The organism is Thermosynechococcus sp. B3 (assembly GCF_030323045.1).
Classification (GTDB): Bacteria; Cyanobacteriota; Cyanobacteriia; order Thermosynechococcales; family Thermosynechococcaceae; genus Thermosynechococcus.
In genome coordinates this window covers 409,353-428,648 of sequence record NZ_CP097584.1, presented here as the reverse complement: position 1 = coordinate 428,648, position 19,296 = coordinate 409,353, and the positions used below count along the sequence as shown (strand labels likewise).

Here is a 19,296-nt window from a genome sequence, read left to right as displayed (position 1 = left end):
TGTCCAAGGGATTGGATCACTCTTTGAGAAGATTAAAAAAATGTAAAGGCAGATAAATCAATTATTAAAATTCCCGCAGCGGTAATCTAATGTACATTTCACAAATCTGTATTAGCCTTAAGTTAAGTTATTTCCGATTCCTTCAGAGCCACAGGTTGCATGAATAGTTCCTCCACTCCTAACGGTCATCCTGTTCATTCAGTTTCCCACACCAACCCTACTGCCAACGACGAACACTGCGATTTGTATATCGAGAGCGATCGCACAGGGATGACAGTGCAAACCCTGAAGCGCGCCTTTGTGGATAACCTGCACTACATCCAAGGCAAGGATGCCATGTTTGCCACGCCCTACGATTACTTCATGGCACTGGCCTACACGGTGCGCGATCGCCTGCTGCATCGACGGATTAAAACTGCCCAAACCTATTTTGAGCAGGATGCGAAGGTGGTCTATTACCTGTCGGCAGAGTTTCTCATTGGTCGCTTGCTCCTGAATAACCTGATTAACGTCGGCCTCTATGAGCAAACCAAACAGGCCATGACCGACTTTGGCTTAGATCTCAATGAACTCATGGATCGCGAACCTGAACCAGGCTTAGGAAATGGCGGCCTAGGACGGTTGGCGGCTTGTTTCCTCGACTCCTTAGCCACCCTCGAAATTCCCGCTGTTGGCTACGGCATTCGCTACGAGTATGGAATTTTCGAGCAAATCATCACCAATGGCTGGCAGCACGAAGTCCCCGACAACTGGCTGCGCTTTGGTAACCCTTGGGAGATTGCCCGGCCCGACTACAATGTCGAAGTTAAGTTTGGCGGCCACACCGAAGCCTACACCGATGTCCAAGGGCACTACCGGGTGCGGTGGGTTCCTAGCACTACCGTTTTTGGCACGCCCTACGATACGCCAATTCCAGGCTATGGCAAAAATACGGTGAATACGCTCCGTCTGTGGAGTGCTCGTGCTGCTCAGGATTTTAATTTACAGGTCTTCAACGCCGGTGACTACACCCAAGCGGTCTCGGAAAAAACCTTTAGTGAGAATATCTCGAAGGTTCTTTACCCCAACGACAACACTCCCCAAGGCAAGGAGCTGCGCCTGCGGCAACAGTATTTCTTTGTCTCCTGTTCGTTGCAGGACATTATTCGCCTTTACCTGCGGCGGCACACCAGCTTTGATGCCTTCCCCGACAAAGTAGCCATTCAGCTCAACGATACCCACCCTGCCATTGGTGTGGCTGAACTGATGCGATTGCTGGTGGATGAGTACCAACTCCCGTGGGAAAAAGCGTGGGACATTACCCAGCGCACTTTTGCCTACACCAACCATACCCTGCTGGCGGAAGCCCTTGAACGCTGGTCGGTGGAACTTTTTGCGCAACTACTGCCGCGCCACCTTGAAATTATTTACGAGATTAACTACCGCTTCCTCAACGAGATTCGCCAACGCTATCCCGGCAACATTGCCCGCTTAGCACGCATGTCCTTGATTGAGGAAGGTCATCCCAAGCAGGTGCGCATGGCGCATTTGGCCTGTGTCGGCAGCCATACGGTCAACGGGGTCGCCGAACTGCACACAGAGCTGATCAAGCAGGAGCTGATGCGGGACTTCTACGAGATGTACCCCAACAAGTTCCAGAACAAAACCAATGGCATTACCCCCCGCCGTTGGCTATTGATGAGTAATCCCCGCTTGGCCAGCCTGATTACCGAAACACTGAAGAGCGATCGCTGGATTACCCACCTTGAAGACCTGCGCGGCCTAGAACCCTACGCCACGGATCCCGCCTTTCAGGCCAAGTGGCAGCAAATCAAGCAAGCCAACAAAGAACGCCTAGCGGAGTACATCTGGCGCCACAACCAGATTGAAGTGGATCCCTATTCCCTGTTTGACATTCAAGTGAAGCGGATCCATGAGTACAAGCGGCAGCACTTGGCGGTGCTCCACATTATTACCCTCTACGAACAAATCAAGGCCAACCCCAACATTGACATTCAGCCGCGCACATTTATTTTTGGTGGCAAGGCAGCCCCCGGCTACTTCATGGCCAAGATGATCATTAAGCTGATCAATGCGGTGGGGGATATGGTCAACCATGATCGGGATGTCAATGGCCGTCTGCGGGTCGTGTTCCTCAGTAACTATTCCGTTTCCCTTGGGGAAATGACCTATCCTGCGGCTGATCTTTCAGAGCAGATCTCCACCGCTGGTAAGGAGGCCTCCGGCACCGGCAATATGAAATTTGCCCTCAATGGCGCCCTGACGATTGGTACTCTGGATGGGGCAAATGTGGAAATTCGCCAAGAGGTGGGGGCAGAGAACTTCTTCCTCTTTGGTTTGACGGCGCAAGGGGTAATGAGCCTGAAAGCTGAGGGCTACAATCCCCGCGAGTACTACAACAGCAACCCAATGCTCAAGAAAGTGATTGACAGCCTGATTTCCGACTACTTCAATCCGCGTGAGCCGGGGCTATTTGAACCGATTGTCAGTTCCCTGCTCAACGAAGATCCCTATATGCTGTTGGCGGACTACCAATCCTATGTGGACTGTCAGCAACGGGTTGCCCAAGCCTTCCGCGAGAAGAGCCACTGGACACAGATGTCTATTCTCAATGTGGCGCGCATGGGCAAATTCTCTAGCGATCGCACGATTGCGGAGTACTGCAAAGACATCTGGCACGTCAAACCCGTCCCCGTTTCCCTAGATACCTGTCGGCCCGCTTTTCGCCCCAGTCGCATCAATCAAGCCAGTAGTCTTTAGGTGACTGCCCCTTTTGCTCTACACTAGGGCAAGTCTCAAGCAGGGGAACGACATGAATGGCGGGAATCGGCGCAGCTCTACGGGTGTTTCAAAGTCGCAAAATGGCGGCCCTGCTCTTGTTGGGCTTTTCCTCAGGGTTACCCCTGTTTCTCACCAGCCGAACACTGCAGGCATGGATGACCGTTGAGGGCATTGACTTGACCGCCATTGGCCTTTTTAGCCTCGTGGGGTTGCCCTACTCGCTGAAGTTTCTCTGGTCACCCTTGCTAGATCGCTATACAATTCCCTTTTTGGGACGGCGGCGGGGCTGGTTACTGCTCATTCAGGTGCTCCTCTTGGGGGCGATCGCCCTAATGGCGGTACAGGATCCCAGTACGAGCCTACGGCTATTGGCAGTGAATGCCTTCGCCATTGCTTTTTTGAGCGCCAGCCAAGATATTGCGGTGGATGCCTACCGTGCCGATGTCCTAGAACCCCTTGAAATGGGGGCGGGTGCGGGTATTTACGTCCTTGGCTATCGCATTGCGCTCTTGGTCACGGGTTCCCTAGCCCTGATTCTTGCCGATCAACTGCCTTGGCCCGTGGTTTACGTCCTGATGGCGCTGCTGATGCTCGTGGGCATGGTCACGACCCTTTGGGCACCGGAACCCGAAGTCCATCCCCCGGCTCCTCCTTCATTGGCGCAAGCAGTGATTCGCCCCTTCCTTGATTTTTTCCAGCGCTACGGCTGGGGAACGGGGCTGATTATTCTGCTCTTTATCTGCCTCTACCGCTTGGGGGATGCCCTCACAGGGAACATGATGACCCCTTTCCTGTTGCAGCAGGGCTTTAGCCAAACCCAAATTGGTGCGGTGCAAGGGGGTGTCGGGCTGATTGCCACCATTGTTGGTGCCCTTGCCGGCGGGGCGGCCATCAGTCAAATCGGTATTCACCGTGCTCTTTGGATCATGGGGGGATTGCAAGCTTCTAGCAATGTCTCCTATTTTGTTTTGGCCAATGCCGGTGCCAATCCAACGGTGATGGTGGCCGCCATTAGTATTGATAACTTCTGTGCCGGACTGGCGATCGCGGCTCTAACGGCACTCTTAATGAGCCTGTGCAACCCTCAATTTAGTGCAACACAGTATGCCCTGCTCTCCAGTTTGTTTGCCTTTAGTCGGGATGTGTTGGCAGCGCCCGCGGGTAAAGCGGCAGAGATCATGGGCTGGCCGCTCTTTTTTCTCTTTACGATTGGTGCTGCCCTACCGGCACTTCTCCTCCTGCCGTTTTTTGCCCCTTGGCAAGCGAAGCCAGCCTTTCCCCGCCCCGGCAGTGATGACTGAAAATACTTAAAGATACTTAATGTAGTTGTCCCCAGCAAATCCAACAATGACGACCCTGATTCCCGTTCCCCTTGGTGAGCACGCCTACCGCATTGCCATTGGTGTCAACACACGGCGGCAGTTGCCTGCACTGTTGGCCGAATATACGCCGTTGACGCCGAAAGCACCCGCCCTCATCGTTTCCAATCCGCAAATTTGGCAGCACTACGGCACGGATGTGCAAGAGGCATTAACGCAAGCAGGCTGGCAGGTCACCCCCTGTATTCTGCCAGCAGGGGAACGCTACAAAACCCTCAGAACCGTCGAAAAGATCTATGATGCGGCCCTGAGTCAGCGTTTAGAGCGGGGTTCCACCCTCTTTGCCCTTGGCGGTGGCGTCATTGGCGACATGACTGGCTTTGCAGCGGCCACTTGGCTGCGGGGGATTGCCGTGGTTCAGATTCCCACCAGTCTCTTGGCGATGGTGGATGCGGCGATTGGCGGGAAAACAGGGGTGAACCATCCCCAGGGCAAAAATCTCATCGGTGCCTTTCATCAACCCCGTCTTGTGGTCATTGATCCCGATGTTTTGGCAACCCTGCCCCCCAGAGAATTCCGGGCTGGTATGGCAGAGGTGATTAAGTATGGTGTGATTTGGGATACTGAGCTGTTTGATTTGTTGAGTCAGCTGCCGCGCTTGGATCGCATGGCTGCTTTGCCTACTGAGCAGTTGCTCCAAATTCTGCAGCGTTCCTGCCAAGTGAAGGTGGATGTGGTCAGCAAGGATGAGCGCGAAGCCGGACTGCGGGCCATTTTGAATTACGGGCACACCATTGGCCATGCCCTTGAAAGTATGGGCAACTATCGTCTTTTGAACCACGGCGAGGCTGTGGCCATTGGCATGATTGCCGCTGGAGAACTGGCGGTGGCCTTGGGGTATTGGTCAGTAGAAGCCGCCGCCGCCCAACGGGCATTGATTCTCAAAGCAAAACTACCGACAACGATCCCGCCTCACTTTGATGTCGAGGGACTGCTGGCACTCCTCCAGCATGACAAGAAGGTTCAGGCACAACAGGTGCGGTTTATTCTCCCCACTGCCATTGGCCATGTGGACATTTTTGATCAGGTGCCGACCGAACTGATTCGGGAGACGCTTCATCGCCTCCAAGCCTAGCTAGGGGGCGCAGTATCTAGCAGCGCTTTTTTGGTTGCTTTCAGTTCTTTCCAAAGGCGTTTAATTTGCTCATAGGCTTCCTGAGGGGAAAGCTTGCCACTGTTTTCCAGACCGGAAATGTAGCTCACTTGGGTCGCAAACTCCTGTAAGTTGGCATCAAATAAAAAGTTTTCGGGTGTAAACTCACCGTGGTAACGGCTGTGGGGATGTAAAAATTCGTATTTATTCATTGCTTACCTATCCTTTTTTCTCAGGGGTTAACCTATTCTTAACTTCATTTTAACCGTTTTCTCTCGGATAACCGTAGCTGCCGTAACAAAACGGTGATCTCGCTGGTGGCAAAACGGCGCTTTGTTAACAACTATGGGCAAAAAATTAAGCATTATTAACTTTGATTGATCAAATAAAGGAGACTTATCACACTACATATACGAGAGTGATCCCTTGCGATCGCTAGATATCAATGCTGTGATTTAGGAAATGGATAAATGATGCACGGACTCTCCTTGGCTCCCCGTTATCGCTTAGATGATGTTGATCCTTGGCTTCTGGGAATTGATCCCAGCCGTCATTATTGGCTGCAAGTCAATGGGGATCCCCAGCAGCGGGTGGCCATTCCGGGGGTCTGTGTCCAGAGCATCTCGGAACTACGGGAGATTATGGACGCGGTGCGATCGCTCCTACCGGGGCAGCAGTTGCAAATTCAGCGAGCAGCCACCTGTTTAGAAATTCACTGCGTGGCTGAAAATCTGCTGGCGATCGCCCACCATGTTGACGGTGCCCCTGTTTGGCATCTTTTTGATCGCGAAACCCTCGAAAGTTTAGTGATGAGTGCCCATCCCCACTGGCAATGTCGGCCTGAGGATGTGGAGTTGGGGCGGCAGCAATTGTGGCAGTCGTTTCAGTTACCAGTGGCCGCCTGAGCCGTGTCAAGGGCTTCACTGATCCGCCGCAGCACACCATTGATAAAGCGATGACTACCTTGGTCGCTGTAGCGCTTGGCCAGTTCGATCGCTTCGTTGATGGCCACTGGCTTGGCCACGTCAAGATAGCGCATCTCTGCGACGGCCATTTCAATAATGGCGCGATCTAAGTGTGTCAGTCGCTCCAGTTGCCAATCCACCATTGAGCGATTCACCAGTTCTTGAATCTCCGTTTGGTGTCGCTGCAAACAGCGCAGTAGGGCGATCGCGTAGGCTTGAACTTCCTCTTGATGGGCAAAGTAGAGAATTTCGGGTAAATCGAGGGCAGCACCTATTTTGTTCAAGCCCTTTTCCGCCCGATTGAGGGCATCTTGAAGCACCATCTGTGCCTTTTTGAGGTGGGGCAACTGAAACTCGCTATGGTTGAGCAGTCGCTGACTTTCACTGAGTTCAGTGCCGGCCTGTTCGAGGGTATCGCGCACATCACTCGCCAGCGTCCGTACCGCCATCAGGATCAAGCTGCGGCAGTCACTTTCATCGAGCAGTTTCGGTTGGCGTAACACTTGAGCGGCACTGAGCAACGCCAATTCACGGGCAACACGACGAGCAGTAATCATGGGTAAATCCTCAAAAACGAGTTCTTAACGCAACGACGCAGGGGCGGGGGGCAGGGTCGAGGTCGGAACTGATCCCGGTGTGACAATCCCCCCGGAAATAATCAGCTTAAAGGCATCCTCGATCGAAATATCCAAATCTCGCACATCCCGCTCACTGGCAATCACATACCAACCGGTGGTGGGGTTAGGCGATGAGGGGATAAATAGACTCAACATTGGCTCGGAAAAAACCGTTTGCAATGAACCATTAATCGTGCCAGTGACAAAGGCCACGGCCCACAGACCCGGCCGCGGGTATTCTACGAGCACTACTCGGCGAAAGCGATCGCGCGAGTCCCGCAGAATCGTCTCTAGGAGTTGTTGCAGCACTTTATAAATAGTGCCCGCCAAGGGGATGCGCTTGAGAATGCTCTCACCTGTGTTCAACAGCCACTGGCCAAAGATATTGCGTGCCATCAAGCCAATGAGCAAGATCCCTGTTAAGGGCACAACAATCCCCACCGCCACATTGAGCAGATCCACCAACAGGGGGTGCCATGTTTTGAAGGGGTTCACCTGCTTAGGAATACGGGTGAGGAGATCCAAGACCCAACTGGAAACAGAAATCGATAGCCAAATCGTTGTTGCCAGCGGGATCACCACCAGCAGACCAGCAATGAGATCATTTTTAATTGCTTGTTGGAGTCGGTGCAGCACAGATACTCGCACGAGCAGACTTCTGTTTCTAGCTTAGCGGTTGCTGCCACTGCGGTCACGGTGAAAGGCCAAACTGCTGTAGAGCATGAAGGCGGCATCCCAAGGACTTTCCTCACGGCGAAAGAGGTTAATGTGGGGGGGAATTTTACTCAGGAGTTCCGTAAAGTCCAAGGCGGTTTCGGCAAAACTGGTAAAGTCTTGCCACACGGGGCGATCGCCACAGTGCTGCTGCCACAGACTCGATAACTGCCGCCACTTCACCCATGAGGTATTTTGATCCAAATCCAAATCACTCTGGATCACCTCTGCCACTTGATTGAGGGGAATCCCTTGGTGAAACTGGTAACCGCCGCGATAAAAGCGCAGGATTTGATTTTGCTGAAACAGGTGAAGATCACAGCACTGGGCATGATCCTGAATTTGTTCTTTACGGGTAACTTTTCCTTGGCGATCGCGATCGAACACCTGCTCAAAAATCGGCAGCAACCCCTCTACCCGCTGGCTCACCTGCGACCAAGTAAACGTTAACGCCACTGGCTCTGGCGAGAGCGAAGTGGTACACACCACACGCGGCTGTGGCTCCAAGGCCACAAAATAACGCACCTGCAAGACGGGTGTGGCTGTCAGTGCCTCAAAGGGGACACAAAAGAGGGTAAACCCCTGCTGTTTCAGTTCTTGGCAATAGACCCTGAGTTCCGCAAAATTGCCCGTGCGGATCAAACGCCAGCCCCGCGACGGAATCAACAGTCGCGCCGTGTAGGGGTCAATCTTAAACATGGTGGCCAAAAGACGGGCGAGGATCGTCCGCTGCTCAGAGCCAGCCACCCCCTCCAAAACCAGAACGCCCTGCTGCTCGACTCCCACCACGGCATGGGTTGCTAAAATGGCCTGTTGCCGCTGCTGTTGGCGAATTTGCTCAATTTTTTCGAGGCCACGCCGAGCCATTTGCGTCAGCTTGGGGCCACAGTTCAGCCGCAGTAATTGGCGAAAGTCTGACTCCGCCTCCTCTAGCCGCTCTGTCTTGAGATAGAGTTGACCTCGGCACAGGAGGACACGGGGATCCTCAGGAGGCAAGGTGGCCAGCAATTTTTCTGCCTGTTGAAAATTTCCTTGATCCAGTGCTGTCAAAACCTCAGTCAGCATGGCCGGCGCCCCCAACGGTTTTTTCTATTTTAGGCAACACGCCCTAACCACCAAACAAGCTGCCGAGGAAGCCCTCTAGACCGCCTTTGCCCATACGCTCGCCGCGAATCTTGGCCAATTTCTCCAGCAGTTCTCGCTCTTCATGGGTGATATGGGTGGGAATTTCGACATCAACGGTAATGAGGTGATCGCCCCGCGCCACAGGATTGCCCACACGGGGGACGCCTCGGCCTTCTAGGATGAACACCGTACCGGGTTGGGTGCCTGCGGGAATCTTCAGTTCTGCTTCGCCATCCACGGTACTCACGGGAATCCGACAGCCCAGAATCGCTTGCAGGTAGCTAATTTTAATCCGCGATAGGATGTTGTTGCCTTCGCGCTGAAACTCGGGATCGGGTTCGACAAAAAGATAGACGTAGAGATCGCCGGGAGGGCCTCCGCGCAGACCGGCATCCCCTTCCCCTGAGACCCGCAGCCGGGTGCCATTATCCACCCCCGCAGGAATCGTAATTTTCAGCTTTTTACTGACTTGGATGTGGCCTTGGCCGCCACAGGACTCACAGCGAGATTCAATCACTTCCCCCGAACCGCCACAGGTCGGACAGGTGGTCAATTGGGTAAAACTGCCGAAGGGAGTGCGTGCCGATCGCCGCACTTGACCGATGCCACCACAGGTACTACAAGTGACTGGCCGTGTGCCGGGTTTGGCCCCTGTGCCTTGACAGGTTTTACAGGTTTCCAAATGATTAATGCGAATTTCCTTCTCACCGCCAAAAACAGCTTCGCGAAATTCTAGTTTGAGGTCATAGCGCAGATCTTCACCGCGGGTTGGCCCCTGTGACCGCCGCCCACTGCTGGTAAATCCACCAAATCCACCCCCAAAGAAGGTTTCAAAAATATCGGCGAAGCCGCCCATGTCACCAATGCCAAAGTCACTGAAGCCAGCAGCCCCGACGCCACTGACCCCGGCTTCACCAAAGCGATCGTAGTTGGCTCGCGCTTGGGGATCCGAGAGCACCTCGTAGGCGCGGTTGATTTCCTTGAACTTTTCTTCAGCGCCCGGTTCTTTATTGACATCGGGGTGATACTTGCGAGCCAAGCGCCGATAGGCTCGTTTTAATTCTTCAGCATCCGCAGAGCGTGAGACACCTAAGATCTCATAGAAATCACGAGCCATAGCCACCGTTACCTAAATTAATCAACCGCTTCATAATCTGAAACAACTGTTTCTTCATTATCGCTGATTATTGTGGCCTCACTATCTAAAACTTGAGTGGCTTGGGAACTAATCGTAGCACCTCCCATTGTCGGGGTTGAGGTCATCATGGAACCGCCTGCGGTTTGTTGATACACCACCGTTCCCAAGGTCACCAAGGCCTGCTGCAGGGCTTCCATCCGCTTGCGAATTTCATCGGGAGTAATATTGTCATCCACCATTGCTGCCTGCATACTCTGAACCACCGGCTCAATCCGTGCCCGTAGATCGGGAGTTAATGTGATGCCATGGTTTTTGATGGTTGATTCATAGCTGTACAGCAGGGCATCGGCTTGGTTGCGCAATTCGGCAATCTCTTTCTTGATTTGGTCGGCTTGGGCATAAATCGTTGCCTCTTGGCGCATGCGCTCGATTTCCATAGTGCTGAGGCCACCGCGATTGGTAATGCGCACACTTTGTTGGCGACCGGTGGCGCGATCGACGGCAGACACACTCAGGATACCGTTGGCATCAATATCAAATGTGACATCAATTTGCGGCACACCCCGAGGGGCGGGAGTAATGCCGGTGAGTTCAAAGCAGGCCAGTTGTTTATTGTCCTTGGCAATGGGGCGCTCCCCTTGATAGACGGCAATTTCAACCACGGTTTGGCCATCAGTGGCGGTGGAAAAGGTTTGGGTTTTGCTGGTGGGGAGGGTGGTATTGCGCTCGATAATTTTTGTAAAGACACCGCCCAGGGTTTCCAACCCCAAAGAGAGGGGCGTGACATCCAGCAGCAGGAGATCTTTAACCGTCGTTTCCTTGCCCAGAATGCCCCCTTGAATAGCTGCCCCGACAGCAACGGCTTCATCAGGGTTGACGGAGCGATCGGGATTTTTGCCACAGAATTGCTTCACTAACTCCTGAATCGCAGGAATACGAGTAGACCCACCGACGAGTAAGACGCGGTCAATATCCTGAACAGTCAGACCCGCATCGGCGATCGCCTGCTGCATGGGTTCGAGGGTGGCCTGAACCAAGTGGGCGCAGAGTTCCTCAAACTTACTGCGGGTGAGTTCCATTTCAAGGTGCTTAGGCCCCGTTTCATCAGCCGTAATGAAGGGCAGGTTAATGGAAGTGCTCAGGGTGCCCGATAACTCCACCTTAGCTTTTTCGGCAGCTTCCCGCAGGCGTTGCAGTGCCATTTTATCTTTCGAGAGATCGATCCCCTCCTGCTCCTTAAAACAGGCCAAGAGCCAATCAAGAATACATTCGTCAAAATTATCGCCCCCTAGGTGGTTATTCCCCGCTGTGGAGCGCACCTCAAAGACGCCATCCCCTAGTTGCAGAATCGAGACATCAAAGGTGCCCCCGCCCAAGTCAAAAACCAAAATGGTTTGATCTTGATCCTGCTTGTCGATGCCGTAGGCCAAGGAGGCTGCCGTTGGCTCGTTGATAATGCGCATTACCTCAAGGCCGGCGATCGCCCCCGCATCTTTGGTGGCTTGGCGTTGCGCATCACTAAAATAGGCTGGCACAGTAATGACGGCTTGGGTCACGGGTTCCCCCAGATAGGCTTCCGCATCCTGCTTCAGCTTTTGCAGGATCATGGCGGAAATTTCTTGGGGGGTATAGGTGCGATCGCGAATCTGCACATCCACCATGCCATCGCGACCCGGCACACAGGTATAGGGCACGCGCGCCCGTTCTTCAGCGGTTTCCTCCCAGCGGCGACCAATAAACCGCTTGATACTGAAAATCGTGTTCTCGGCATTGGTGACCGCTTGCCGTTTCGCCAGTTGACCCACCAACCGTTCGCCCGATTTGCCAAAGGCAACAATACTAGGGGTGGTGCGCCCGCCCTCTGCACTGGGAATTACGACGGGATTCCCCCCTTCTAAGACTGCCACACAACTATTGGTGGTTCCAAGGTCAATGCCAATGACTTTACCCATAGCCGTAATCGCCGTTTCCAAAAATGCGTTGTTAGGAGGAGACTGCTTGCAAAAAAGTCTTACTCTTTAGGCTAGAATGCCGCAATGATGATGCTATCGTAACACCTGAATTCAAGGCAAAACGGTTTACCAATCATCTTAGTCAACTGGAACAGGGTTGACCACAGCCTTACTCGCGCATGAGTGCCACCGCCACACGGTTGTTTCCCTGATCCATAATGCTTACCCGAATATTGGGGCCAAAGAATGTCTGCATCTTGGCTTGCTTCGATTGCCACACCTCAAGGGGAACCGCCGGGGAGTCAAATTCTAAAATTAATGTATAGGCACCGTCCGTTAAGGTCTCGGCGATCGCCACCAAGACAGGACGCTCAGCATCCGAGGGACTCAAGCCTAAAGTAGCCAATGTGCTATCTAGGTGTGCTTCTTGGCCATAACGATAGCGGGTGACATCCTTACGGATTTGGGTTTGGGTGGGGGTTGCTTGGGCACGGCCAGCGATCGCCGCCGCGGTGGGGGCTTCACGATAGGTTACCGGCTTGAGTTCCGCCGCTTTGAGTGCCAAGCCGCCCAAGAGTAGGGGCACACCGTAGAAAAAGCCCGCTAGATTCAAGGTGGCATTCCCCGTGGCATAGGCCACCACTCCCACCACCGTCAGCAGTGAACCGACAATTAACCCCAACGTTCCCAGCGATACAGACCCCAACATGACCCTTGAACCACTAACGGTAATTTGTAAATTGTAATGGCACGGGGTAATCCTCAGTTTTCAGGCGTTGGATCACCGCTTGTAGATCATCCTTTGATTTGGCACTGACCCGTACCACATCCCCTTGGATCGAGGCTTGCACCTTCTTAAATTCATTGCGGATAAGCTTGCTAATCTCCTTGGCTAGTTCTGAATTGATCCCGCGCCGCAATTTGATCAACTGTTTGACCCGTTGACCACCCGCTGCTTCCACAGGCCCATAGTCAAAAATTTTCAGAGACAACTGCCGCTTCGCCGCCTTCTGTTGCAGAATCGTTTGCACTGAATTGAGCGTAAATTCACTATTGGTGTGAATCGTCAGTCCCTCTTTGGTTAATTCAAGGGTGGTCTGGGTATCCTTGAGGTCATAGCGGGCTTTGATCTCTCGCTCCGTTTGATCCACTGCATTGACCAGCTCCTGCCAGTCAAAGTCACTCACAATATCAAAGGAAAAGGTGCTTGCCATGCCTAGGGTTTTTGGGGATTCACTTGACCAATTACCTTTAATTTACCGTCATCCGTGACCTGCCAAATGTCGTACACCCCCACAACATCGCCATTTTCATCAATATCGACATTGCCACTAGCGCCTTGGTAGTTAATTTCTTTGCCTTCCCGCAGCAGCGCTAGGGCAGCGCACACATCATCCACTTCTTCCCCCGGTGCGTTGGCCACCTCTCGCACTTTGCTGCGAATCCCTTCACCCGTATTTTGTCCTGCGGCTTGTGCAGCCAGTACAAGGAGCGCGGCGGCATCCCAAGCTTGGGCACCAAAGGCCGGCAGATCGCTCCCTTTTTTAGCACGCCACAGTTCTCGCAGGCGACTCAGGGCTTGACCATCGGCGCCGGGAACCGTTCCCTTGGCACCGGCAATAATATATTTGCCATCGGGAGTACGGCCCACTTGCTCAGGGAAACTTTCGGACTTGACACCATCGGTGAGGAGAATGGCCACGTTTTGGGTGAGACCTTGCTCAAAAGCGGATTTCAAAAGCAAGCTCCCTGTTTCGGGATACAAAATCGCCACTACCGCATCGGGCTTGCCGCCAAAGGCAGCAGCAGCTTCTGTCGTGAAGGTGGTTGCCCGCTCATCATAACGGGTCGGGCGGTCTTCATTGATCACTGTGCCCCCTAGGGCTTTGAAGGCGCGGGTAAATTCCTGCTCAAAGCTGCGGCCATAGTCATTGTTGATCACCACAGTGGCGACTCGTTGATACCCCTGTTCTTTGGCCAGTTGGGCAAGGGCTTGGGCTTGGTAATTGTCGGGGGGAGCAGTGCGTGCCCAATAGCCGTTAAAGTCTCCTTTTTTGGCGCGTTCAGTCAGGAGTGTACTCGTACTGCCGGGGGAAATTAGCATCACTTGACCCCGGGTGGCAATATCGGCGGCGGCATTGGAGACACTACTGCCAAAGGAACCAACGACTCCGGCAACTCGGTCAATCTCCACCAACTTCGTCATCGCTTCTGCCCCAGAGGCAGGATTGGATTGATCATCGGCAGCAATGAGCGTAACGGGCTGGCCATTAACACCACCACAGGCATTCACCGTTTCCACCAGCAGGGGGACAACTTCAGCTATAGGGGTTCCCACGGAGGCTAAGTCACCGGTTGAGGGCAATAATGAGCCAATGCGCAGTCCCTCACCCGTTGGGGTTGTGGTGGTGGTGTCCGCCTCGCAGGCACCAATGGTAAAGAGGAGAAGTAAGCCTGCAAAAACCTTGGCGGCTGCCCATCCGCTTGACGGTTTTTGACCCATAGTTGTACACCCTCGTAATTTGCCAGCATCCTACTGCAACTGGGGGCATCTTGCAATGCGCAGAGAGGATACCTTGCACAAAAAAAGGGGCATTCCCACATCAACAGCCCCTTTGCATCCAATGCTCTGTGGATGAGGTGTCCTAGGTAGAGGGACGAACTTGCCGCGCCATATTCAAGAAGGCAGCCATATTGGCTCCGGGACGACGCCGCGCAAACCGGGTGTAGGGAACACTGGGGGTGACAGGGGTCGGTGTGGGTGCTGCGGGAGCTGTGGCAACGGGTTGAGCGGGTTGAGGGGCAGTAGCAGGTTCAGGGGTCGGGGCAGGTTCTACCACTTTAGTAGGGGTTGGCGGTGCGGCAGGGGCCGCCGTGCTCTTATCTAATTCAATGTAAAACTCGCCCTTTTTGCCCAAACCAAAGAGTTTCGCGATCGCCCCCAATAGGCCAAAAATCGCACCAAAGAGTTTCTTCAACAGATTCATCTCAAAGCCTCCCAAGCGGTCGTTGTGAGTAAGGTAGCAGAGGAGACAGCCCCAAGTCAGCATCCTGAAGCTGTTGAGACTTTATTATCGGACGGTGGGTGGCAGCAATCAACTGAATATGGAAAGTCTGAGAGGGCATATGTTACATTTTTCAAAGTAAAGCAGCGGTTTCGCAGGACTAATCACTGTTATGAACAAAGTTTACGACTGGTTTGAGGAACGCCTCGAAATTCAGGCGATCGCTGACGACATCACCAGCAAGTATGTACCGCCCCACGTAAACATTTTTTACTGTCTGGGTGGCATTACCCTCACCTGTTTTTTAATCCAATTTGCCACGGGCTTTGCCATGACGTTTTACTACAAACCGACGGTGGCTGAAGCCTTTGCCTCTGTGCAGTACATCATGAATGAGGTCAACTTTGGCTGGTTGATCCGCTCCATTCACAAGTGGTCCGCCAGCATGATGGTCTTGATGATGATTCTGCATGTCTTCCGCGTCTATCTTACCGGTGGCTTCAAGAAACCCCGCGAACTCACTTGGGTGACGGGTGTGGTCTTGGCGGTGATTACCGTCAGCTTTGGTGTCACGGGCTACTCCCTGCCTTGGGATCAAGTGGGCTACTGGGCGGTCAAAATCGTTTCTGGTATCCCTGCGGCAATTCCCGTGGTGGGTGATCAACTGGTGGAACTGATGCGTGGTGGTGAAAGTGTCGGTCAAGCGACCCTCACTCGCTTCTATAGCTTGCACACCTTTGTGCTGCCTTGGTCGATCGCCGTCTTTATGCTGATGCACTTCCTGATGATTCGTAAGCAGGGCATTTCGGGTCCCCTGTAAGCCAAGCATCAAGAAATGTAACAGGGCCTGCTATTCTCGGCGGTTTCCCTTGTTATGCTCCAAGTAATCTCCCCCCTTGCTGACCCTCTAGGAGAACGATTGATTTATGGCAAAAGTTTTGAAAAAGCCTGATTTAACGAATCCGGCGCTGCGGGCAAAACTGAAAAAAGGCATGGGCCACAACTACTATGGCGAACCCGCTTGGCCCAATGACCTGCTCTATATCTTCCCCGTGGTGATTATGGGCACGATCGCCCTTGTGATCGGTCTAGCGGTGATGGATCCTGCCATGGTCGGTGAGCCAGCGGATCCCTTTGCCACCCCCTTGGAAATTTTGCCGGAGTGGTACCTCTATCCCACCTTCCAGATTTTCCGGGTGGTGCCCAACAAGCTGCTGGGGGTGCTCATGAATGCCTCCATTCCCTTGGGCTTGATGCTGATTCCTTTCATTGAAAGTGTCAACAAGTTCCAGAATCCTTTCCGTCGTCCTGTGGCCATGACGGTCTTCCTCTTTGGCACATTGGTGACGCTATGGCTGGGGATTGGTGCTGCTTTCCCCTTGGATAAGTCGCTGACTCTCGGCCTGTTCTAGGCATTTTAAGAAAACACTTCATTTGCTTGCGCATCTGGCGATCGCTGGATGCGCTTTTTAGTTGGGATTTTGCGAGTCAGTTTTTTCAATAAAAGGCCGAATTTCGTTCAAATCAATGTAGCGATCGGTGGCATTGCGCAGCTCACGGGCAATCATGCCTTCGGTGGAGACAACCGTAATGTGGGTGTTTTTGGAGCGCAGGAGTTCGATCGCCCGCTCAAAATCGCCATCGCCACTAAAGAGAACCACGCGATCGTACTGACCGACGGTGTTGAACATATCAATCACAATTTCAATGTCTAAATTGGCCTTTTGGTAATACTTGCCTAGGGTCTCGTCGTAATATTCCTTCAACAGTTTTGTGCGTACGGTATAGCCAAGGTTAATGAGGGCATCGCGAAACGAACGCTGATCTTGCATGTCCTTGAGGCCGGTGTACCAAAAGGCATTCACCAATACAATGTTGGGATCACGGGTGAAGAATTCGAGAACACGACGGGGATCAAAAAACCAGCCATTTTTCTGCTGGGCATAGAACATATTATTCCCATCGATAAAAATTGAGAGCCGTTCTTGATGGGTAAGCATAATTAGGGAGAACCTATAGATCAGTGATGTATGTGTAATAGAAGAACCGTTGATAGAAGTTTGAATAGGCGATGGGTTTTATACATTCTATAGGAGAGAATTTGACAGGATTCAAGAGAGCAAGAGCTAGTCCTTCAACAGGTAACAAGATAAAAAGAAGGTAAAAGGAAATATACGATAAGTTTTGCGATCGCTCGTAATCAGAAAAATAAAAGTTCGCTAATGGTTCAGTGGGAACACTTTTAAGAAAAAGAAAACATTTATTAATGCTTTTTAACCACTGCAATCTATTTTAATAGAACTGCATAGCGGATGCTATAGTTTTTTCCTTGGCGATCGCCCCTTAAACACCAAAAAAGGGGGCAGTGCCCCCAATCCTTCATGTTGTTCACTGCGTTTAATACAGGGCACGTACCGGCGGAGCTGGCATCACCGCTGGGGGGGGTGGGGGGGTCAAGAAGGGCGGTTGCGGTGGTGGTAAGGGAGACTCCACCATCAAGTTACAGGGGAAGGGAGTACCATACATTGAAGTGCAGAAGGGGCTATCGAGATCGCGGGTGCGAATCGGTGGTTGGTTGCTTTGCTGGTACCAAGCATCGGTGGAAAGGTAGTTGATCCGCCGTCCTCGATTCACGATATCATTATCGCGAAAAGTGGGAGCGCCAAATGTAAAAGCAGCATCTCCTGCGATCGAATCATCTTGCCAGTACCCCTGACTGCCATCAATACGCTCAAAAGCTTGGGGTAGGGTAGGTTGGCTAATGGGAAATTGTTGGGGATTGATGGGTTGGCGGCGGCTTTGGGCAGTTGCCGGAGCGACCACCGCTGCCAACATTGCCACGCACACCAGCGGCACAAATTTCATGCCCATAGGTTCATCTCCATAAGCGTTTTACACTTCGGCAACAGTGATAGGCCTAAAGGGTCTTAGGCATCCTAGGATTTCTTGCTTAAAATTATTCTAAATTCACTCCTCTTGCTGTTCCCAGAAGACTGTGCCGCTTTTTGCAACGCTGAGACTTCTCATCAAGGCTTAAGCCAGTGCAATGCCGGATGCCGATATAGATCTCATACAGGCCGCCCTACAACAATACTGGGGCTATTCTGAGTTGCGATCGCCTCAAGCAGAGGTGATGACGGCACTCTTACAACGGCGGGATGCCTTAATTGTCCTCCCTACTGGAGCGGGCAAAAGTCTCTGTTTTCAGTTGCCAGCAGTGCTGCAGGGCGGATTGACGCTAGTGATCTCGCCGCTGCTTGCCCTCATGGAAAATCAGATCACTGAATTGCGGCAACGGGGTCTGGCGGCCGCAGCCTATCATAGTGAACTGCCCAGCCGCCAACGCCGCCAGATTCTCTCGCACCTAAGGGACTACCGTTTGCTGTATCTTTCGCCGGAGTCCCTATTTTCCACACCCCTTTGGCAGCACCTCTGTGCAGCACCGATTCAACTCAATGGCTTGATTGTGGATGAAGCCCATTGCCTTGTACAGTGGGGCGATCGCTTTCGACCTGTTTATCGTCGCTTGGGAACCGTGCGGCCTGCCCTGCGCCAATGTAAACCACTGCACCCGCGGCTGGCGATCGCTACCTTTACTGCCACTGCCGATCCCAAGACCCAGCGCACCCTCATTGAGGTTTTAGGTCTAGAGCAGCCTGTGCAGATCATTCACAGCCCCTATCGTGCCAATCTCCATTTAGCCGTACGCTCTGTGTGGAGTCGGGGGTATCGCCGCCATTGCCTCCAGCAATTTCTCAAGCAGCAGGGCAGAACCTCAGGCTTGATCTATGCCCGCACCCGCCGCGACTGTGAAACCCTTGCCACTTGGCTTCAGGAGCAGGGGCACCGCACCACCGCTTACCATGGCGGACTACCGGCAGCACAGCGACGCCAAATCGAGAGCGATTGGTTGCAGGATAAGCTGCCCTTTGTGGTCTGTACCAATGCCTTTGGTATGGGGGTCAATAAACCCAATGTGCGTTGGATTTGCCACTATCAGCCACCCCTGCAACTCAGTGAATACCTCCAAGAGGTGGGACGCGCTGGGCGAGATGGCCAACCAGCACAGGCACTGGCCTTGGTGAGCGATCGCTGGGGTTTAGATTGCGAAGATCAACAGCGTTGGCACTTTTTTCAGCGCCAAAGTCAAGATACTTACAATCGCGCCATGGCACTTCAGACGCATCTGCCCCTCAGGGGTAATCTTCCGCAATTGCGACAACACTTTCCTGAGGTGGAATTGACCCTAGCATTACTGCATCAACAGGGGGCACTCCGCTGGCAAGACCCTTTTCACTATTGCCGTCAACCCTTAGCACAGGTGCCACCGCCGCCCAAAGACACTCAAGAACAGTTGATGCAAGAGTTTCTCTATCACCGCGGCTGCCGCTGGCAGTTTCTCCTCCAAGCCTTTGGTTTTGCCACTGAGGCAAGGGGATTGCGTTGTGGCCATTGCGATCGCTGTCGGCCTGCGAACCGCACCTGTAAAATACCGTAAATTCACAGATTTGTATCACTGGGACTTTG

19 protein-coding genes are annotated in these 19,296 nt (G+C 52.9%); 7 read left to right on the top strand and 12 right to left on the bottom strand.

The genetic code is table 11. From position 1 onward, the window contains the following. Positions 1–159 precede the first annotated feature (159 nt). Genes M0646_RS02185 through aroB form a run of 3 tightly spaced genes read left to right on the top strand, consistent with a single transcriptional unit; the run spans position 160 to position 5,235 of the window. Positions 160–2,760, top strand: coding sequence for a glycogen/starch/alpha-glucan phosphorylase (locus tag M0646_RS02185; RefSeq protein ID WP_286626395.1), 2,601 nt, complete (start codon positions 160–162; stop codon positions 2,758–2,760). Positions 2,761–2,816: 56 nt separating this feature from the next. Next, the gene (locus M0646_RS02180) at positions 2,817–4,082 is read left to right on the top strand and encodes an AmpG family muropeptide MFS transporter (RefSeq protein WP_206201371.1); all 1,266 of its coding nucleotides are present in this window, start codon (positions 2,817–2,819) and stop codon (positions 4,080–4,082) included. A gap of 46 nt (positions 4,083–4,128) precedes the next feature. Beyond that, a complete protein-coding gene (gene aroB / locus M0646_RS02175) occupies positions 4,129–5,235 on the top strand; it encodes a 3-dehydroquinate synthase (RefSeq protein WP_149817740.1) in 1,107 nt (368 codons plus the stop codon). Here aroB and M0646_RS02170 read toward each other — a convergent pair. Further along, entirely contained in the window at positions 5,232–5,465 is a 234-nt protein-coding gene (locus M0646_RS02170; RefSeq protein ID WP_149817738.1) for a hypothetical protein, read from the bottom strand. The two genes, aroB and M0646_RS02170, sit on opposite strands and share 4 nt — an antisense overlap. Before the next feature lie 258 nt (positions 5,466–5,723). On the opposite strand from M0646_RS02170, the gene M0646_RS02165 reads away from it, so the two are divergent. Next, on the top strand, positions 5,724–6,158 hold the full coding sequence (locus M0646_RS02165; RefSeq protein WP_149817736.1) for a hypothetical protein: 435 nt from the start codon (positions 5,724–5,726) through the stop codon (positions 6,156–6,158). On the opposite strand, the gene nusB is transcribed toward M0646_RS02165, so the two are convergent. From nusB to M0646_RS02120, 9 genes are all read right to left on the bottom strand, one after another. Further along, positions 6,137–6,775, bottom strand: coding sequence for a transcription antitermination factor NusB (gene nusB, locus M0646_RS02160; RefSeq protein WP_149817734.1), 639 nt, complete (start codon positions 6,773–6,775; stop codon positions 6,137–6,139). The two genes, M0646_RS02165 and nusB, sit on opposite strands and share 22 nt — an antisense overlap. A gap of 24 nt (positions 6,776–6,799) precedes the next feature. After that, complete coding sequence (locus M0646_RS02155; protein ID WP_149817733.1) at positions 6,800–7,471, bottom strand: DUF502 domain-containing protein; 672 nt, start codon at positions 7,469–7,471, stop codon at positions 6,800–6,802. Positions 7,472–7,504: 33 nt separating this feature from the next. Then, entirely contained in the window at positions 7,505–8,614 is a 1,110-nt protein-coding gene (locus M0646_RS02150; RefSeq protein WP_286626393.1) for a M48 family metallopeptidase, read from the bottom strand. Between the two features lie 43 nt (positions 8,615–8,657). Further along, positions 8,658–9,791 (bottom strand): molecular chaperone DnaJ, encoded by a 1,134-nt coding sequence (dnaJ, locus tag M0646_RS02145; RefSeq protein ID WP_190278165.1) that lies wholly within the window; start codon positions 9,789–9,791, stop codon positions 8,658–8,660. A 17-nt stretch (positions 9,792–9,808) separates the two neighbouring features. Beyond that, positions 9,809–11,764: a molecular chaperone DnaK gene (gene dnaK, locus M0646_RS02140; protein WP_286649991.1), complete on the bottom strand. Its 1,956-nt coding sequence runs from the start codon at positions 11,762–11,764 to the stop codon at positions 9,809–9,811. A gap of 169 nt (positions 11,765–11,933) precedes the next feature. Beyond that, positions 11,934–12,473 (bottom strand): DUF2854 domain-containing protein, encoded by a 540-nt coding sequence (locus tag M0646_RS02135; RefSeq protein WP_286626391.1) that lies wholly within the window; start codon positions 12,471–12,473, stop codon positions 11,934–11,936. 13 nt (positions 12,474–12,486) lie between these two features. Next, the gene (locus M0646_RS02130) at positions 12,487–12,978 is read right to left on the bottom strand and encodes a YajQ family cyclic di-GMP-binding protein (RefSeq protein ID WP_286626390.1); all 492 of its coding nucleotides are present in this window, start codon (positions 12,976–12,978) and stop codon (positions 12,487–12,489) included. 2 nt (positions 12,979–12,980) lie between these two features. Then, positions 12,981–14,267, bottom strand: a complete 1,287-nt coding sequence (locus M0646_RS02125) for an ABC transporter substrate-binding protein (RefSeq protein WP_286626388.1) — start codon at positions 14,265–14,267, stop codon at positions 12,981–12,983. Between the two features lie 142 nt (positions 14,268–14,409). Beyond that, the gene (locus tag M0646_RS02120) at positions 14,410–14,751 is read right to left on the bottom strand and encodes a hypothetical protein (protein ID WP_190278164.1); all 342 of its coding nucleotides are present in this window, start codon (positions 14,749–14,751) and stop codon (positions 14,410–14,412) included. Between the two features lie 190 nt (positions 14,752–14,941). Between M0646_RS02120 and petB the strand changes: the two genes are divergently transcribed. Further along, positions 14,942–15,589: a cytochrome b6 gene (gene petB, locus M0646_RS02115; protein WP_011056639.1), complete on the top strand. Its 648-nt coding sequence runs from the start codon at positions 14,942–14,944 to the stop codon at positions 15,587–15,589. Positions 15,590–15,695: 106 nt separating this feature from the next. Continuing rightward, positions 15,696–16,181, top strand: a complete 486-nt coding sequence (gene petD / locus M0646_RS02110; protein ID WP_011056640.1) for a cytochrome b6-f complex subunit IV — start codon at positions 15,696–15,698, stop codon at positions 16,179–16,181. A gap of 57 nt (positions 16,182–16,238) precedes the next feature. Here petD and M0646_RS02105 read toward each other — a convergent pair whose 3' ends face one another. Together M0646_RS02105 and M0646_RS02100 are read right to left on the bottom strand one after the other, a co-directional pair. Continuing rightward, positions 16,239–16,769, bottom strand: coding sequence for an NYN domain-containing protein (locus M0646_RS02105; protein WP_149817720.1), 531 nt, complete (start codon positions 16,767–16,769; stop codon positions 16,239–16,241). Positions 16,770–17,166: 397 nt separating this feature from the next. After that, positions 17,167–17,640 (bottom strand): hypothetical protein, encoded by a 474-nt coding sequence (locus tag M0646_RS02100; RefSeq protein WP_149817717.1) that lies wholly within the window; start codon positions 17,638–17,640, stop codon positions 17,167–17,169. A gap of 175 nt (positions 17,641–17,815) precedes the next feature. Here M0646_RS02100 and M0646_RS02095 point away from each other — a divergent pair, with 175 nt between their 5' ends. Next, positions 17,816–19,267, top strand: a complete 1,452-nt coding sequence (locus M0646_RS02095) for an ATP-dependent DNA helicase RecQ (protein WP_286626386.1) — start codon at positions 17,816–17,818, stop codon at positions 19,265–19,267. The last annotated feature ends 29 nt before the right edge of the window (positions 19,268–19,296 follow it).

Bases quoted from the DNA above. Each gene is read 5' to 3' on its own strand.
- M0646_RS02185 (WP_286626395.1), top strand. From the start codon at position 160: ATGAATAGTTCCTCCACTCCTAACGGTCATCCTGTTCATTCAGTTTCC.
- M0646_RS02180 (WP_206201371.1), top strand. From the start codon at position 2,817: ATGGCGGGAATCGGCGCAGCTCTACGGGTGTTTCAAAGTCGCAAAATG.
- aroB (WP_149817740.1), top strand. From the start codon at position 4,129: ATGACGACCCTGATTCCCGTTCCCCTTGGTGAGCACGCCTACCGCATT.
- M0646_RS02170 (WP_149817738.1), bottom strand. From the start codon at position 5,465: ATGAATAAATACGAATTTTTACATCCCCACAGCCGTTACCACGGTGAG.
- M0646_RS02165 (WP_149817736.1), top strand. From the start codon at position 5,724: ATGATGCACGGACTCTCCTTGGCTCCCCGTTATCGCTTAGATGATGTT.
- nusB (WP_149817734.1), bottom strand. From the start codon at position 6,775: ATGATTACTGCTCGTCGTGTTGCCCGTGAATTGGCGTTGCTCAGTGCC.
- M0646_RS02150 (WP_286626393.1), bottom strand. From the start codon at position 8,614: ATGCTGACTGAGGTTTTGACAGCACTGGATCAAGGAAATTTTCAACAG.
- dnaJ (WP_190278165.1), bottom strand. From the start codon at position 9,791: ATGGCTCGTGATTTCTATGAGATCTTAGGTGTCTCACGCTCTGCGGAT.
- dnaK (WP_286649991.1), bottom strand. From the start codon at position 11,764: ATGGGTAAAGTCATTGGCATTGACCTTGGAACCACCAATAGTTGTGTG.
- M0646_RS02135 (WP_286626391.1), bottom strand. From the start codon at position 12,473: ATGTTGGGGTCTGTATCGCTGGGAACGTTGGGGTTAATTGTCGGTTCA.
- M0646_RS02130 (WP_286626390.1), bottom strand. From the start codon at position 12,978: ATGGCAAGCACCTTTTCCTTTGATATTGTGAGTGACTTTGACTGGCAG.
- M0646_RS02125 (WP_286626388.1), bottom strand. From the start codon at position 14,267: ATGGGTCAAAAACCGTCAAGCGGATGGGCAGCCGCCAAGGTTTTTGCA.
- M0646_RS02120 (WP_190278164.1), bottom strand. From the start codon at position 14,751: ATGAATCTGTTGAAGAAACTCTTTGGTGCGATTTTTGGCCTATTGGGG.
- petB (WP_011056639.1), top strand. From the start codon at position 14,942: ATGAACAAAGTTTACGACTGGTTTGAGGAACGCCTCGAAATTCAGGCG.
- petD (WP_011056640.1), top strand. From the start codon at position 15,696: ATGGCAAAAGTTTTGAAAAAGCCTGATTTAACGAATCCGGCGCTGCGG.
- M0646_RS02105 (WP_149817720.1), bottom strand. From the start codon at position 16,769: ATGCTTACCCATCAAGAACGGCTCTCAATTTTTATCGATGGGAATAAT.
- M0646_RS02100 (WP_149817717.1), bottom strand. From the start codon at position 17,640: ATGGGCATGAAATTTGTGCCGCTGGTGTGCGTGGCAATGTTGGCAGCG.
- M0646_RS02095 (WP_286626386.1), top strand. From the start codon at position 17,816: ATGCCGGATGCCGATATAGATCTCATACAGGCCGCCCTACAACAATAC.